This is a genomic window from Agrobacterium sp. 20P9.1.2, from assembly GCF_057799395.1.
In genome coordinates, this window is the sequence record NZ_JBYOKI010000009.1 from 53,603 (window position 1) to 69,014 (window position 15,412).

A 15,412-nucleotide genomic window follows, 5' to 3' on the forward strand; every position below is an offset into this window, starting at 1 on the left:
TATGCGGCTGAAATGTCCATTGCGGATTGGGGTGAAGTTCATCACACTTGCACCATCAACTGCGATCGGGAGGAAAGCATTGAGAACCCAGGTTGCCATCATTGGCTCAGGACCATCCGGTCTGCTGCTCGGTCAACTTTTGACCGACGCTGGCATCGATAACGTTATCCTTGATCGCGCATCCAAAGAGTACATTCTCGGCCGGGTTCGCGCAGGCGTGCTGGAAGAGGGCACCGTTGAGCTTCTCGAACAGGCAAAAGCCGGTGCGCGCATGCATGCGGAAGGGCTTCCGCATAACGGGTTCTCGCTGGCATTTGATGGTCGCGACCACCGTATCGATCTGGCTGGACTGACCGGTGGCAAGCGCGTGATGGTCTACGGCCAAACCGAGGTGACCCGAGACCTGATGGAGTGTCGCGAAGCCAGCGGGGCGATGACGGTCTACGAAGCGTCCAACGTCCAGCTGCAAGATTTCTACACCAGTTCGCCCTTCGTAACTTATGAGAAGGAGGGCACGACGCACCGGATCGATTGCGACTTCATTGCGGGCTGCGACGGTTTTCACGGTGCCAGCCGCAAGTCGGTGCCGCCGGATGCGATCAAGATATTCGAAAAGATCTATCCCTTCGGCTGGCTGGGTATTCTTGCTGATGTCGCGCCGGTGAGCCACGAACTGGTCTATGCAAACCACCCACGCGGCTTTGCGCTCTGCTCTATGCGCTCGGAAACGCGCAGCCGCTATTATCTTCAATGTTCGCTGGACGAAAAGCTTGAAGATTGGAGCGACGACCGGTTCTGGGACGAGTTGAGGCGCCGCCTTCCGGCCCACCATGCACAAGCGCTGCTAACTGCGCCATCTTTCGAAAAATCGATTGCGCCGCTACGCTCTTTCGTTGCCGAGCCGATGCGATTCGGCAGGCTATTTCTCGTGGGAGATGCGGCCCATATCGTTCCGCCCACCGGCGCGAAGGGTCTCAACCTCGCAGCCAGCGATGTGCACTATCTCTTCAGCGGGCTGCGGGAGCATTACAAGGATCGCTCGGATGCCGGTCTTGATGCCTATTCGGAAAAGGCGCTTGCCCGCGTCTGGAAAGCAGTGCGTTTTTCTTGGTGGATGACCAGTATCATGCACCGCTTTCCCGACACCGGAGACTTCGGTCAGAAGATACAGGAAGCTGAGCTCGATTATCTCACCCATTCGCCAGCGGCTTCGACGGCGCTCGCGGAAAATTATGTGGGTCTGCCATACTGATGAAATGCCGAAAGGGTGTTTATCTCGCGACATGCGTTTAAGACTATAAGTTGAAACGGTGCAAAGCCTGGGAGGTGCGCACCAAAAAGGGAGGACTAGACCATGAGGAAAACCATTCTCGCCGCCATCGCGGCGCTCGCACTGAGCAGCACGGCTTATGCCGACGTCATCAAGGTTGGTGTCGTGGGCCCGTTTTCGGGTCCGTTCGCATTGCAGGGCAAAAACTTCAAGGCAGGCATCGATGCCTATATGGCGATCCATGGCAACAAGGTCGGCGATGACACGATAGAGATCATCTATCGCGATGTACCGCAGGCCGATCCAGCCCAGTCCAAGGCGCTCGGACAAGAATTGGTCGTCAAGGAAAAGGTGCAGTATCTGGCCGGGTTCTACTTCACCCCGGATGCCATGGCGGTGACGCCGATCCTGAAGCAGGCAAAGGTGCCTATGGTCATCATGAATGCCGCGACCTCAGCGATTATGAAGACCAGCCCGCTGGTCGTGCGCACGTCGTTCACTACCTGGCAAACATCGACCCCGATTGCGACGGTGGCCTTCGAGGCTGGCGTTAAGAAGATGATCTCGGTGGTCAGTGACTACGGTCCGGGCGTCGATGCTGAAAATGCCTTCAAGGCGGCCTTCGTGAAGGCAGGGGGCGAAGTGGTGCAGTCGATCCGCATGCCGCTGACCACCAATGATTTCAGCCCCATCATGCAGCGTATCAAGGATTCAGGCGCAGATGGCGTCTTTGCCTTCCTTCCGTCCGGCCCGACCACGCTCGGCTTCGTCAAGGCCTATAATGACAACGGCCTGAAGGCGGCTGGCGTGAAGTTTTTTGCACCTGGAGACCTGACGCAGGAATCCGATCTTCCGGCGCTGGGCGATGCCGCGCTCGGCATCCAGACCACGTTCCACTATGCGGTTTCGCATGATTCGCCGGAAAACAAGGCATTCGTGGAAGCGGCCACCAAGGCAATCGGCAACAAGGCGGAACTTTCCTTCCCGGCAGTCGGCGCGTTCGACGGCATGCACGTCATCTACAAAATGATCGAGGCGACCGGTGGCAAGCAGGACGCGGAAAAGGCTGTCGATGCCGTCAAGGGCCTGTCGTGGACCAGCCCGCGCGGACCGGTGTCGATCGATCCGGAAAGCCGGCACATCACGCAGAACATCTATCTTCGCGAAGTCGTAAAGGCTGATGACGGCACCTATATCAACAAGGAAATCCGTACCTTCGAAAATCATGGCGATCCAGGCCTCGCGGCTGCGAAATAAGCCTCAAGAAGAACCTCGAAACATCGGTGGGTCTATGACCCGCCGATTTGAGCAGGATATTCCATGCAGACAGTCTTCAGCATAGCCATCGATGCCCTTGCCTATGGCATGGTGCTTTTCGTCATTTCAATCGGCCTTTCGGTGACGATGGGGTTGATGCGCGTCGTCAATCTGGCGCATGGCGCCTTTGCCATGATCGGCGGCTACATCGCATCCTACGTCGCCCGCGACCTTGGGCTGGGTTATTCGGTTGCCGTGATGGCGGCTGTCGTGCTGACGATCATCATCGCCATTCCGATTGAGCGGTTCCTCTATCGGCGCATCTACGGAGCGCCCGAACTGACGCAGGTTCTGATGACCATCGGCATAACCTTCTGCGTCATCGGTATCGCGAATTACGTGATGGGGCCGACGCTGAAGACCATCCCGTTGGCAGGCCCGCTGCAAGGCGCTGCCGATCTCGGCTTCCGCAGCATTTCCGTCCACCGCCTCTTTGCCATCGTTTGCGGTCTCGTCGTGGCGCTCGGTCTTTGGTTTGCAATCGAAAGGACGAGTTTTGGCGTCAAGGTACGGGCGTCAGTGGATGACGCCGCGATGGCTGCCGCGCTCGGCGTTCGTACCGAAGTCATCTACGCGATCAGCTTTGCCATTGCGGTTGGTCTCGCCGCATTCGGCGGTGTCGTCGGCGCGGAGCTCCTGCCGGTCGAGCCCTATTACGCGCTTCGCTACATGGTGACGTTTCTCGTCGTTGTCTCAGTCGGTGGTGCGGGGTCCATTCCGGGCGCACTTGCGGCCTGTCTGCTGCTCGGCGCAATCGATACGACCGGACGCTATCTGATGCCGGAATTCGGTGAATTCTTCTTCTACCTCGCGGTGATCGCGATCATCTGCGTGTTTCCGCGCGGCCTTGCCGGAAGAGCGAAATGAAGGAGACCGTGGAAATGACCTCCAAGGCGCAACGCGACATCTCTTCCGGCGCAGAACCGCGCAGCGCGCTTTTCCGCGACCTCATCGGTATCGCCGTGATCGTGGTTGCCGCCGTGATCGGCTATCTGCTGTTCCCGGATAATCTGGCGCTGCTGACGCGCATCCTCGCGATTGCTTTTCTCGTGCTGGCGCTTGATCTCGTCACCGGATATTGCGGCGTCGCAACCCTTGGCCATGCCGCGCTGTTCGGGGCAGGTGCCTATGCCGCGGGCATTCTTTCGGCCCATTACGGCATTAATGATCCGCTGCTGATGACACTGGCGGGTCTCGTCGGCGGTGCGGTTTCCGGCCTGCTTTGCAGTGTGATCATGCTGCGTGCTCATGGATTGCCGCAGCTCGTTCTGTCGATTGCGCTCATCCACCTTTTTCACGAGCTAGCGAACAAAATGTCCTCCTGGACCGGCGGCAGCGATGGGCTTGCAGGCATCGCGCCGGACCCGGTCTTCGGCATCTTCGAGTTCGACCTCTATGGCCAGACGGCCTATGTTTTCGGCGTCGTTCTGCTGTTGACCGTGTTCGTTTTCCTGAGGATCCTCGTTCGTTCGCCTTTCGGCATGCTGAGCCGGGGCGTTCGGCAGGATACGCTGCGCATTCGCGCCATGGGGGCGTCGCCCAGTTCCGTGCTGGTCAGGATGTATGTCATCTCAGGCTCGGTCGCAGGCCTCGGCGGGGCATTGAACGCCATCTCCACGCAGGTCGTCGCGCTGGATACGTTGTCCTTTACCCAGTCTGCCGAGGCGTTGGTCATGCTGGTGCTGGGCGGAACCGGCTCCCTGTTCGGTGCCTTAACGGGAACGCTGATCTTCATGCTATTTGAAGACTATGTTTCGGCTGCCAATCCCTTCCACTGGCTGACGATGGTCGGCGCATTGCTGATCGCCGTCGTCCTGTTCGCTCCGAAAGGGATTTATGGAACGGCTGCCGATTACATTTCGCGGCGTAGGGAGGCGAAGCGATGAGCGCGGTTTTCGAAGTCGACAATCTTAAAAAGACGTTTGGTGGTCTGACTGTCACCGACAATGTTTCTCTGTCGCTGATGCCGGGCGACCGCGTCGCCCTCATCGGGCCGAACGGTGCGGGCAAGACCACCTTCGTCAACCTCGTCACCGGCAATCTCCAGCCCAATTCCGGAGACGTGCGCCTCAATGGAGAGACCGTCACGAAAATCGGCGCTGCGGGCCGTGTCAGGCGTGGTCTCGTGCGCTCTTTTCAAGTCACCCGGCTTTTTCAGGATATGACGCCTGCCGAACATGTGGCGCTGGCAATGCTGCAACGGGATGGCCGTGCCACCCGCCTTTTCGGCAATTTTCTGACGATGCCCGACGTCATGGCCGAAGTTACAGCGCTGCTCGGAAAGCTCGGTCTGGCTGAACTTGCGCATCGCAGGGTCAGCGAGATTGCCTATGGCCAGCAGCGCCTGCTGGAACTTGCCATGGCGCTGGCGCTTAAGCCGAAGGTGCTGCTTCTGGACGAACCGGCGGCGGGCGTGCCGCAAAGCGATACCGGGCTTATCGAAAACGCCCTCGCCAACCTGCCCGCCGATCTCGCGGTGCTGATGATCGAGCATGACATGGATCTGGTCTTCCGTTTTGCAAAGCGTGTGATCGTTCTGGCGGCGGGCGCCGTTATCTTCGATGGCTTGCCCGCCGATGTCACCAAGGATGCCCGCGTGCGGGAAGCTTATCTGGGGAGCTATGCCGATGCCAGCCAAGTCGCTTGAGGTCGAAAACCTATCCGCCGGATATGGCCAGACGAAGGTGCTGGAAGACGTTACTTTCTCGGTGCCAGCCTGCCAGCGCCTTGCCGTGCTTGGCCGAAACGGTATGGGCAAGACGACCTTGCTCGCCACGCTCGCGGGTCAGACCAAACGCTACGAAGGACGCATCCGCCTGGGTGACACGGACATAACGAGCGTGGCAAGCGCTTCGCGCGCCCATGCCGGCCTCGGTTATGTGCCGCAGGCCCGCTGCGTGTTTCCAACGCTAACGGTGGAGGAAAACCTGTTTGTCGGTCTGAAAGGGCGGCCGAAATCGGCACTGGAAGAAGCCTATCAGATGTTTCCGCGTCTTAAGGAACGGCGTCGCAACCTTGGCAATCAATTGTCCGGCGGCGAACAGCAGATGCTGTCCACCGCCCGCTCCATCCTTGGCCGCCCGTCGGTTCTACTGCTGGACGAACCGCTAGAAGGGCTGGCCCCGGTGATCTGCGAGGAACTGATGCTGGCCTTCGCCGATCTCGCCAAGACCGGCGACATGACGATCCTTCTGGTCGAACAACGCATCCAGAGCGCGCTGGACTTCGCCGAGCAGGTCATCATTCTCGAACGCGGCAGACTGGCCTGGAGCGGAACGCCACAGGCCCTTGCCGCCGACCATGCCACAATTGAACGCCTTCTCGGCGTCGGCGGCCTTTTGAGCGAAGAGGCTTAAGGTTTAGGACAACGCTGTCAGCCTAGGTGGTGACTTGCCTGAACCATCGAGCTTTTGCTGGAAACCTGTTCTCTGTTCCGCATGAGGTGCGGCATTTTTTTCAAAGCATGCTGCATGAAAACCGCTGCTATTTTCTCTGCGCTGTGTTGCTCCAGCATGTCTTCATGATCACAGTTGAGTTCATGTCGGTGCACGTCTCCAATCGTATGTGGCAGCCAAGCTTCAACGCGATAATTGAGAATTTTGTGAAGGGTTTTGGCGGTTGCTGGCTTGGCGCTGAAAAACTGTATATCGGCATTGATCCTGCCAGGAGCGAAGCGCTGGGCGATATCCAGATGGTGCAGGATGACCTCGCGCAGCCGTTCCATGAACGCCGGGTCTTCTCGCAAAATCTCTTTGAAAAAGACATTCTCCCGTAGCCCGTATTGTTGAGCAAGAAAGTCGCCGAGAGCCGAGAACGCTGGTCGGTCTCCGATGATGTTCTCATCGAAACCGAGGAAGCCCAAGGCTGCTTTTGCCAGGACCGTTTCGTCGTTGAATGCCGCACCCGAGGGGGGCATGAAGGGATAGGAGTCGAGGAGAGCGAGAAAGGCGACATCATCACCTTTTTGCTCCAACTGTCTGGAAAGCTCGTGGGCAACCAGTCCCCCGAAAGACCAACCGATGATATTGTAGGGTCCGTCAGGCTGAATCTCGCGAATCCGGCTAAGATAGTTCTGCGCCATCTCCTCGATCGATGCCGGTGGTCCTACGTTGTTCAGGCCGTCCGCCTGAAAAGCGAAAATAGGAATATCCTCGTGGATATATTTGGCCAGAGACGTGAAAGCCCAACCCAGACCCATGACAGGGTGTATGCAAAACAATGGCGAATGATTTCCTTTTGCTCGAATGGGCAAAAGGGGAGTTATGGACGCCTTCTGCTTTCTTGGACCATCGAGATGTTTTGCAAAACTGGCAATAGTTGGCGTATCCACAAAGCTAGACCATGCGATGTCGCCATCAATCGTGCGGCTGAGAGCCGACATCATCGACGCCGCTGCAAGAGAATCCCCTCCCAGCTGGAAAAAATCATCATGAATGCTGACGGCTTCTAGATCGAGGACATCACACCACAACTTCGCCAATAAGGCTTCTGTGGCAGTGCTGGGTTCAACATGGTCTTTTGAGACTCGCTCCTGCGGTGCCGGCAGAGCATTTCTGTCGATCTTTCCATTGGTGTTCCAGGGGAAGATCTTTCATAACGACATAGATGGCCGGGATCATATGTGACGGCAGAGTTCCGGCCAGACGGTTCGCCAGATGCGCAGTATCGATTGTGGCGCCGGTGGGGCGTCAGATAGGCCACCAACTGTTTGCGTTGGCCCTGGTCTTCCCGCAGCACCACCACTGTCTGGTGCACAGAACCGGTCGACATGATCGCGGCTTCGATCTCGCCCGGTTCGACCCGGAAACCGCGGATTTTAATCTGGTGGTCGTTGCGACCAAAATATTCAAGTACGCCATCGGGGCGCCATCGCGCCAGATCGCCGGTACGATACATGCGACCCTCACCCTTCTTGAATGGGTTCGGGATAAAACGTTCGGCCGTCAGCTCCGGCTTGTTGAGATAGCCTTTCGCAACGCCTGCACCGCCGATGTAAAGTTCTCCGGCGCTGCCGGGAGGAACAGGCTGATGCAATTTATCCAGAACATAAAGCTCGGTATTGCGGATCGGCCTGCCGATGGGCACGCTGTCCAGATCGGAACCGCTGAGCGGCATGCAGGCGGACCAGACCGTCGTTTCGGTGGGGCCATACAGATTGATGACCGGGTGTCCCAGTTTTTCCATCAAACGGGCGAGGTCGGGTGGCAACGCTTCACCACCCACCAGAGGGCGCAGCCCTTTCAACTCTGCCGCATATTCACTCAAGAGCATGCGCCACAAGGAAGGCGTTGCCTGCATCAAAGAGACAGCGTTGTCTTTGATGACGCGGTAAAGGGCAGCAGGGTCCCTTACCACGCAACGTGTGGTGATGACCGTTGTCGCTCCCACGGTTAGCGGCAGGAAAAGCTCAAGTGCGGAAATGTCGAATGCAATCGTGGTGACCGCAACGATCCGGTCTTCCGGTTTTAGGGCCAGCAACTCCTGCATGGCTTGAAGGAAATTGAGCAACGAAGCGTGGGCAATCTCAACACCTTTCGGGCGTCCGGTGGAGCCGGAGGTAAAAATGACATAAGCGGTGTCCTGCGGTTCAGGACTGTCAAAAAATGCGTCGCCTGAAACATTTGCGGGCTCCTCGTCCAGCAGAACGACCGGTGCCGTCAGGACAGGAAGCGAAACGCGAGCGGCGCTCGTAGACAGGACGATGCTCGGCATTGCGTCTTCCAGGATTGTCGATAGACGTTCGCGCGGATCGGACGGATCAAGTGGCAGATAGGCCGCGCCTGTTTTGGCAACCGCGAGAAGCGCGACTACCATTTGTTCGCTTCGCGGCATTGCTATGGCCACGAGATTGCCTCGCCCAATGCCCAGACCTCGCAATACTGCCGCCCACATGTCCGACGCCCTGTTCAGCGCCTCGTAGGTCAGTTCCCGGTCTTCGAAAATGACGGCCTTTGCATGCGGCTGCCGCTCAACCTGTTGGCTGAACAGGTCGAGCCAAGTGGCATTTTCGACAGGTTTGCTGGTGTCGTTCCAGTCATGCAGAACACGTTCGCGTTCGTCCGCCAGCAGCAGCGAGATATTGCAGACAGACTGAGCAGGGTTGGCAAGTATAGTGCGAATGAGGTGAAGGAACCGCTCCTTGTGCTCTTCCAGTTCCGCTAAAGTGTAAAGGGCGGGGTTTGCGTCGAAATCGATCTGCAGATCACCTCCATCGCCACGATCATAAGCAAAAATCGTGAAATCGGTCATGGTGCCGTTGGAGAGATTGTGCGCTGCGGCAGCGTGTCCATCAAATCTCAGGTCGTAGTCAAAAGGTTCGATGTTGACGCCCAGACGTGCGATCTGCTCATCCTGGCTGGTGAAATTAAGATCGCGCCGCATGTCCTCATAGCGATATCTTTGATAACGCAACGCGCGCATCATTTGACTGGAGGATTGTTTGACCAGATCCTGCCAGGAAAGCTCCGGCGTGATCTTGAACCGAAGAGGAACGGCGTTGGCCACCAATCCCAGGTATCCGACGCACTGCGCTGCTGATGCGGCCTGTGACCATTGTCACCATGGTCAGATCGTAGCAATCGGTGGCCCGAGCGTAATAAGCGGCCACCGTTGCTATCAATGCTTGTGGCAGGCTTGCCCCGAGCTGTTTCGCTTCCTGTTGCAGTCGTTTAACGTCGTCGCGTCCAAGCGTGGTTCTTAGCCGCAGCAGACCGCCAGAGGGAACCTCGCTGCGCTGCGCCAGCGTAACAGGTGGAGAAATGCCTTTCATCTGCTCAAGCCAATAGGCTCGGTCGCGTTCAAAATGGAAGGAGTGGCGATAGCTTTCTTCGCTTTGCAGTAGCTCTTGAAGCGACCCAAAGTCATATGCGCCTGGATCTTCGCCTCGTTTCAGCGACGTGTAAATCTCAGCCTGACGGCGTGCGAGAAGTCCACCGGAAAAGCCATCGAAAAGAATGTGGTGAACCCTGTGGTACCAAATCCAGTGGTCGTCTCTGATCTTGATCAAGGCGCTTGACCAGAGGTCGTCCTGCTCCAAATCGAGCTGGCGTTGCATCTCCGAACGCATCCAGTCGTATGCTTTTTCCAATGCCGCGTGGTCGGTGCTGAAATCGATTACCTCGAAATCTCTTCCCACATAAGGGGTGATAATCTGGCGAGGCTTGCCGTCGATCTCCGTGATCCGTAGACGCGTCGCGTCGATCTCTTGGGATAAGCGCTGCAGGGCATCGCAAAAAACATGCGGGCACACGGGTCCGGAGATTTCCATGGCTTCTGCCAGCACGAAACTTAAGTCCGGCGGGGATAATTTTTCTTTTACCCACATGCCTGTCTGTGCGACTGAAAGAGGATACGACTTAGAATGCCCGTCCATCGAATGATCCTTCATAAATCGAGTAGGCAAAAGAGTTCGGTCATATGTCCACGCGCACAGAATCGCATTGCGCTTTCACGCATGCTGCCGTGCCGAAGAATTCAGATGGTTCATAGCTCACAGAGGGAGCGCATTGGGCACCAGCTCGTTTGCTGCAGTGCAAGGTATCGAGTTTATGTTATTTTACAAGTTCAAGATGCATATTTAAAATAAACCATTTAAAGTTTATGATTGACATGTATGTTTCAGGACTTACCTGAGGATATATAAGTCGATAAAATAATTATCGAATTGAAAAACGAGTTTTCGAACTACATAAATAACTGATACTGAAAGGGTTGTCATATTAATGCCATTTAAGGGGGCATATTTTTATATTATAAATTTTTACGGGTAATTTTGCGGCGCCAGATTTTGAACGCCGTTGATGCCGCGCTAAGAACCTGGAACACCAAGTGGGGCGTTTGAAAGGCCGCTTTTCTTATGGTTTCCGAGATGGCGAGCGGCGGCATCCCCGTTGCCCTAGGCTAAATGCAGCGCGCATCCATGTCTCTTGCCGAGCTCTTCAGGCCGAATTCCTGTCGCATGCGCGGAAGTATGGACGCTCGTGTCTAAGTCGGGCCAGGTGTTTGAGGCGTGGAATTTCCACGCCCCTTTTTTGGTTTTCAAATTTCCACAACGCATCCCAGACGCTGAAGGGACGCATCCACCCAGGCGTGGTCGCTGCCCCTTCAGGGCACTTTGGTCATGTCGCGATCCATCCCCTTGTCGAGTTCATGGGTTTCATGTGGCTGTTCAGATTGTGCTGCGGCTGCGGCTGACGCGGCGAAGGGAGCGAGAAGCGCGAGGAGTGTCATAGTCCGGCGGTCGGTATCGATCATGGTTTTCTTCCAAAATGGGTTGAGGCGTGAAAAAGGCGCGATGAAATCAGCTTTTGAGGCGTTCCGCAGCGCGGAGGGCAGCCGCCTTGGCGTCATCCATCACGGGCTTGCGTATCTTGAGGAATGAGTTGGTGATTTCTGGCCCAGCTTTTTCAGGGCTGCCGGCGTCGAACGGCGGGTGGGGATCGTATTCGATTATGAGCTGGATCCGCTTGGCTGTTTCGTCGCCGCGAAGCCGGGCGACGATCGAGAGGCCGAAGTCTAGCCCGGCTGTGGACCCGCCGCCCGTGATGATGTTGCCATCCTCCACGACACGGTCATGTAGCGGTATCGCCCCGAATGTCGGCAGGATATCGCGGACGTTCCAAAGCGTCGCGGCCCGCTTGCCCTGAAGCAGTCCGGCAGCGCCCAGGACGAGTGTCCCCGTGCAGACTGCGGTGACGTATTTCGCACCCGCTGCCATCTCCCTGACGAAGGCGAGCGTTTCGGCATCCTCCATCAGTTCAGTTGAACCGGCGAGGCCACCCGGAATGAAGAAGACGTCCACGTTGCGCGGGCAGTCCTTGAAGGTCGTGGTGGCGGTGACTGGAATGCCGACATCCGTGGAAAGAGGTGTTTGGTCTTTCCAGACGAGATGAACCTTTCCTCTCGTCATGTTGAACACCGTCATCGGACCGATGAGATCGAGAAGGATCATCTTCGGATGGACCAGCATCGCGAAGACCGGTCCGCTGTCAGGAGACTGCGCTCCTGTCGCGGCGGCTGCATCGGTGAGGAAAAGGCCGGCTCCGGTCGCGGCCATAAGAAGATTGAACTCTCTGCGGTTCATGATTGTATCCTTTTTAAATTGAGAATGCTTTGGGGACGGGTCCGCCCACGGCGGAGCGGCCAAGTTCAAAGAAGCGCGCTTGGGATCGTTTTCAGGGCTTGGTCCGGGCCGGCGCCGTAGCGTATCGCTGTGGTGCCCCGCGCAGATGCAACGAGAGCACGATCCGCGCATGCGGACGCAGTTGTTCCGTTCGACATGGAATGAACTCCGGCAACGTGCCGGAAGATGTTTCGCCACAGGCGAAGCAACCGGCACAGACTGAAATCGCCACTGATCTCAGCGGTAATTATGCAGTCAGGCCGGATGGAGGTCCGCGAGGCGAGGTATTAGGGGAGAAGAGCTGACGGTAGAACGCTTCCTTACGGATCGGTGTGAAACGTTCAGCCTCGCGAAGGATTTGCAGCCCGAGTTCATCGGCGGGAGTAGGCAGGAGTACCGAAGCCGTCAAACGGCATGCTTCACAACCCGATCCGATGGCGTGCTGGCCGTGGGTGCCCTTACCGTCTTCCGATGGGAGGCAGAGAACCGGGGTAGTTCCGTCCGGAAGGACATATTGTGCGATTTCGTTAAGGGGAATTTGGCTGTTAGCCAGCATCAGTGGCTTATGGGCAAAGCCTACCAACAGCAAAGCAAGCGCGCATATGATGCGCACGATGCGTTGCTCAGCTAAGTCCAATCGCCTGATCATTGATCCCCACAGTGCCTATCGTGACACATTTCGGACACTATCTGCCGTTCTCAAACGGAGCATGCGGCATTTTGGACAACTTTGTTTTTCATCAAGCTAAGCTGAAGCGACAGCGCTGCTACTTCTTCCAAGACGAGGTTGGACTTGACGTCATCGGTTTGATCGAGACAAGAAAATCCAATCGTCGCATGATCATGGGACGATTTTGATCAGCCTGGTTATCGACAAGGGGTATGGGACTGTTCCGCTGTCACGGGCAGGCCACGACCAAAATCCGGGCATCCTCTTCACCGGCAGAGGTGTAGATATGGCCCATGCCGCTATCCAGATAGGCGCTTTCCCCGGCTGAAAGTGTGACGGGAGCGTGGTGTTCGGTGTAGATCGTCAGTTGCCCTGACATGACAAGCACGAATTCCTGGCCGGGATGACGAATATAGTCGTCAAAGGACATTTTGCTGTGGGCTTTTACGACACCTGTCATCGGTGTCATGGCCTTCTGCCAGACTTCCGGGAACAGGATTTCATAGGAGTATTCCTCGGTTTCCTGTGGCTGAAACTCGCCGATACGGGCTACGGCGAGGCTATTCTTCTGGAAGCTGTCTCCCTCACGGCCAAAAAGAGCCGCTAGCTCCATTCCAAGCCCTGCCGCCAGACTGCTCAGGCGGTCATAGGTGAGTGCCATCAGTCCGCGCTCGACTTTCGACAGCGTCGATATGGCAAGGCCGGTCAGTTCCGACATTTCCGCAAGCGTGAGGTTCCGGTCACTGCGCATTTCACGCAGACGGCGCCCGAACTCCATTCGCTGCTCTTCGGCGCTTTGTGCCGTTCCGTTCGTATCGATGATGTTCATTCCCAAACATTACCAACTGGTGGTAAGAAATGAAATGTTTTCGTATCGGAAAAAAGTATTTTCCAATACGAAAAATCGTGCTAGATATTTTCTCGCACAAATAGCTCACCTTGTTTTCACCTGGCCACAAGACACCTGCTTGAGGAATGCTGGACTATGACCGAAATTGAGCATTCAACCGAGTTTTGGCCTCTCGCCCAACCCTTCCACATCGCGACCCATACGATCACGGGCATCGAGACGGTTCATGTCACGGTCTCGCGTGATGGAGTGAAGGGGTGCGGCGAAGGCGTGATCCCCATCGTCTTCGATGTGACTCTGGATGACACCGTGAATGCGTTGGTTTCGGCAAAACGCGCTGTCGACGCTGGTGAAGATGTGCTCTCCGTTTGCAATGCACTGCCCGCGGGGCCTGCTCGCAATGCACTGGATTGCGCGATCTGGGATATGAAAGCCAAGGCATCAGGCGCCAGCATCTGGAGTCTGGCGGGGCTCGCCTCGGGTCCAGACGCGCTTGATGTTGGATCAACAATCGGTATCGGCTCTCTGAATGATATGGCGCAGGCTGCTTTGCGCTCGCAACACCGAGTGCTGAAAATCAAGCTCAACACCGAACAGGTGATCGAGCGCGTTACATCTGTGCGCAATGCGCGACCCGATGCGAAGCTGATTGTGGATGCAAACCAAAGCTGGACTGTCGAGTTGCTTCAGGCTCACCTCGATGAATTGTCGAGACTGGGCGTGCAGATGATAGAGCAGCCGCTGCCGGTGAACGGAGACGATGGTCTTGGCGGCATTCGCTCGGCTATCCCGATTTTTGCGGATGAATCCTGCCACACCACGGCAGATATTCAAAGGGTGGCGGCGCTTTATCAGGGCGTCAATATCAAGCTGGACAAGACCGGCGGTCTGACCGAGGCGCTGGCGCTGGCCGCTGCGGCGCGCCAATCCGGTCTCGGCGTGATGGTTGGATGCATGGCGGGAACCTCCCTTTCCATGGCTCCGGCCTACGTCATTGCCAGCCTTTCCGACTGGATCGATCTCGATGGCCCGCTGCTGCTGGCCTCGGACCGGCCATTCCCCATGACCTATCGCGACGGAAAAATTTCTCAATTCTCCACGGCTTTGTGGGGCTAATTTCAAGGAAAACCAAAATGATTTCTATCGAAGCGCCCTATCTGGTTTATCTTGGCGATACGCCACGGGCTGATTTTGCAAAAACCGGCGCTGGCCTGCATTACTGGCGGCCTGAGCGTTGCCTGGCGCAGCTGCGGGAGCCGAATTGCGCTGCTGATCTGGGTTTGCCGGATATGACAATCGCCGAAGCGGTTGCTGCAGGGGCAAAAACTCTGGTGATCGGGACTTCGCCTCCGGGTGGGGCCGTACCGGAAAATTGGGTGAAGACCCTGGTTGAGGCTGTGAACAGCGGGCTTGATATCGCCTCTGGCATGCATGAGCCTCTGCATCACATTACGGAACTGGCCGAGGCAGCCAAGGCCAACGGTCGAAGCCTTCATGACGTGCGCCGCTTAGGCGGGCCGCACCCCATTGCCAATGGCGCTCCCCGGTCGGGCCGGCGTGTTCTGACCGTCGGAACGGATTGTGCTGTGGGCAAGAAATACACGGCTCTGGCCATTCACCGGGAGATGGCAACACGCGAGATCAAGGCAACATTTCGCGCAACGGGGCAGACGGGTGTGCTGATTGACGGCCATGGTTTCGCAATCGATGCAATCATTGCAGACTTTCTGGCTGGCGCGGTCGAAACGCTCACGCCTGCGGCTGCCGCAGATCATTGGGATATCGTCGAGGGGCAGGGGTCGCTGATCCACCCCGCTTATGCGGGCGTATCGCTTGGCCTGCTGCATGGTTCGCAGCCGGACTCCTTCGTCGTCTGCCATGATGCGGGGCGCGAGGAGCTTGCAGGTTTCCCCGGACATAAGACGGGATCTATTGCGGAAATCATCTCGCTGACCACCTTGCTTGGAAGCAAAACGGCCCCTTCTATTCGCTGCGTCGGGATCAGCATCAATACATCCCGGCTTGGCGAGGCGGAAGCGAAGGCTTTACTTGCCGAGACAGCCGCCGCTCACGGCCTTCCAGCATGTGATCCGGTTCGCTTCGGGGTTGGCGATATCGTGGACTACATGGTTTCCGCCTGAATTGATGCGCGCATGCGCACAGGCGTTTGGCTCTTCCTTGAAA

At 56.9% G+C, this 15,412-nt stretch carries 15 protein-coding genes; 8 read left to right on the top strand and 7 right to left on the bottom strand.

Features of this window, described 5'->3' with window-relative positions:
- Positions 1-79: 79 nt before the first annotated feature.
- The 6 genes from pobA (at position 80) to AC27VJ_RS20675 (ending at position 5,943) form a co-directional block, all read left to right on the top strand.
- Positions 80-1,252: a 4-hydroxybenzoate 3-monooxygenase gene (pobA, locus tag AC27VJ_RS20650; protein ID WP_488685585.1), complete on the top strand. Its 1,173-nt coding sequence runs from the start codon at positions 80-82 to the stop codon at positions 1,250-1,252.
- A gap of 102 nt (positions 1,253-1,354) precedes the next feature.
- Positions 1,355-2,527, top strand: coding sequence for an ABC transporter substrate-binding protein (locus tag AC27VJ_RS20655; protein ID WP_488685586.1), 1,173 nt, complete (start codon positions 1,355-1,357; stop codon positions 2,525-2,527).
- Positions 2,528-2,590: 63 nt separating this feature from the next.
- On the top strand, positions 2,591-3,454 hold the full coding sequence (locus tag AC27VJ_RS20660) for a branched-chain amino acid ABC transporter permease (RefSeq protein ID WP_353578371.1): 864 nt from the start codon (positions 2,591-2,593) through the stop codon (positions 3,452-3,454).
- Between the two features lie 14 nt (positions 3,455-3,468).
- Positions 3,469-4,473: a branched-chain amino acid ABC transporter permease gene (locus AC27VJ_RS20665; RefSeq protein WP_488685688.1), complete on the top strand. Its 1,005-nt coding sequence runs from the start codon at positions 3,469-3,471 to the stop codon at positions 4,471-4,473.
- A complete protein-coding gene (locus tag AC27VJ_RS20670) occupies positions 4,470-5,234 on the top strand; it encodes an ABC transporter ATP-binding protein (protein ID WP_488685587.1) in 765 nt (254 codons plus the stop codon). The genes AC27VJ_RS20665 and AC27VJ_RS20670 overlap by 4 nt, the downstream gene beginning before the upstream one ends.
- Positions 5,215-5,943: an ABC transporter ATP-binding protein gene (locus AC27VJ_RS20675; RefSeq protein ID WP_488685588.1), complete on the top strand. Its 729-nt coding sequence runs from the start codon at positions 5,215-5,217 to the stop codon at positions 5,941-5,943. Before AC27VJ_RS20670 ends, AC27VJ_RS20675 begins: the two co-directional genes overlap by 20 nt.
- A gap of 17 nt (positions 5,944-5,960) precedes the next feature.
- Here AC27VJ_RS20675 and AC27VJ_RS20680 read toward each other — a convergent pair whose 3' ends face one another.
- The 7 genes from AC27VJ_RS20680 to AC27VJ_RS20710 all read right to left on the bottom strand — a co-directional run bounded on the left by AC27VJ_RS20680 (position 5,961) and on the right by AC27VJ_RS20710 (position 13,207).
- Positions 5,961-7,067, bottom strand: a complete 1,107-nt coding sequence (locus tag AC27VJ_RS20680; protein ID WP_488685589.1) for a thioesterase domain-containing protein — start codon at positions 7,065-7,067, stop codon at positions 5,961-5,963.
- Complete coding sequence (locus AC27VJ_RS20685; protein ID WP_488685590.1) at positions 7,034-9,091, bottom strand: non-ribosomal peptide synthetase; 2,058 nt, start codon at positions 9,089-9,091, stop codon at positions 7,034-7,036. The genes AC27VJ_RS20680 and AC27VJ_RS20685 overlap by 34 nt, the downstream gene beginning before the upstream one ends.
- Positions 8,973-9,959: a condensation domain-containing protein gene (locus AC27VJ_RS20690; protein ID WP_488685591.1), complete on the bottom strand. Its 987-nt coding sequence runs from the start codon at positions 9,957-9,959 to the stop codon at positions 8,973-8,975. Before AC27VJ_RS20690 ends, AC27VJ_RS20685 begins: the two co-directional genes overlap by 119 nt.
- 731 nt (positions 9,960-10,690) lie before the next feature.
- Positions 10,691-10,840 carry a hypothetical protein gene (locus tag AC27VJ_RS20695; protein WP_488685592.1) on the bottom strand — a complete coding sequence of 50 codons (150 nt, stop codon included), beginning with the start codon at positions 10,838-10,840 and terminating at the stop codon, positions 10,691-10,693.
- Between the two features lie 46 nt (positions 10,841-10,886).
- The gene (locus AC27VJ_RS20700) at positions 10,887-11,669 is read right to left on the bottom strand and encodes a DJ-1/PfpI family protein (protein ID WP_488685593.1); all 783 of its coding nucleotides are present in this window, start codon (positions 11,667-11,669) and stop codon (positions 10,887-10,889) included.
- Positions 11,670-11,955: 286 nt separating this feature from the next.
- Complete coding sequence (locus AC27VJ_RS20705) at positions 11,956-12,321, bottom strand: hypothetical protein (RefSeq protein WP_488685594.1); 366 nt, start codon at positions 12,319-12,321, stop codon at positions 11,956-11,958.
- 286 nt (positions 12,322-12,607) lie between these two features.
- Positions 12,608-13,207, bottom strand: a complete 600-nt coding sequence (locus AC27VJ_RS20710) for a helix-turn-helix domain-containing protein (RefSeq protein ID WP_353578360.1) — start codon at positions 13,205-13,207, stop codon at positions 12,608-12,610.
- Between the two features lie 156 nt (positions 13,208-13,363).
- On the opposite strand from AC27VJ_RS20710, the gene AC27VJ_RS20715 reads away from it, so the two are divergent.
- Positions 13,364-14,344 carry a dipeptide epimerase gene (locus AC27VJ_RS20715; protein WP_488685595.1) on the top strand — a complete coding sequence of 327 codons (981 nt, stop codon included), beginning with the start codon at positions 13,364-13,366 and terminating at the stop codon, positions 14,342-14,344.
- A 20-nt stretch (positions 14,345-14,364) separates the two neighbouring features.
- Positions 14,365-15,369 carry an N-acetyltransferase DgcN family protein gene (locus tag AC27VJ_RS20720; RefSeq protein WP_488685689.1) on the top strand — a complete coding sequence of 335 codons (1,005 nt, stop codon included), beginning with the start codon at positions 14,365-14,367 and terminating at the stop codon, positions 15,367-15,369.
- The last annotated feature ends 43 nt before the right edge of the window (positions 15,370-15,412 follow it).

What these genes read in the sequence shown, in the direction of transcription:
- AC27VJ_RS20655 (WP_488685586.1), top strand. Translation starts at nt 1,355, where the DNA reads ATGAGGAAAACCATTCTCGCCGCCATCGCGGCGCTCGCACTGAGCAGC.
- AC27VJ_RS20660 (WP_353578371.1), top strand. Translation starts at nt 2,591, where the DNA reads ATGCAGACAGTCTTCAGCATAGCCATCGATGCCCTTGCCTATGGCATG.
- AC27VJ_RS20665 (WP_488685688.1), top strand. Translation starts at nt 3,469, where the DNA reads ATGACCTCCAAGGCGCAACGCGACATCTCTTCCGGCGCAGAACCGCGC.
- AC27VJ_RS20670 (WP_488685587.1), top strand. Translation starts at nt 4,470, where the DNA reads ATGAGCGCGGTTTTCGAAGTCGACAATCTTAAAAAGACGTTTGGTGGT.
- AC27VJ_RS20675 (WP_488685588.1), top strand. Translation starts at nt 5,215, where the DNA reads ATGCCAGCCAAGTCGCTTGAGGTCGAAAACCTATCCGCCGGATATGGC.
- AC27VJ_RS20690 (WP_488685591.1), bottom strand. Translation starts at nt 9,959, where the DNA reads ATGGACGGGCATTCTAAGTCGTATCCTCTTTCAGTCGCACAGACAGGC.
- AC27VJ_RS20695 (WP_488685592.1), bottom strand. Translation starts at nt 10,840, where the DNA reads ATGATCGATACCGACCGCCGGACTATGACACTCCTCGCGCTTCTCGCT.
- AC27VJ_RS20700 (WP_488685593.1), bottom strand. Translation starts at nt 11,669, where the DNA reads ATGAACCGCAGAGAGTTCAATCTTCTTATGGCCGCGACCGGAGCCGGC.
- AC27VJ_RS20710 (WP_353578360.1), bottom strand. Translation starts at nt 13,207, where the DNA reads ATGAACATCATCGATACGAACGGAACGGCACAAAGCGCCGAAGAGCAG.
- AC27VJ_RS20715 (WP_488685595.1), top strand. Translation starts at nt 13,364, where the DNA reads ATGACCGAAATTGAGCATTCAACCGAGTTTTGGCCTCTCGCCCAACCC.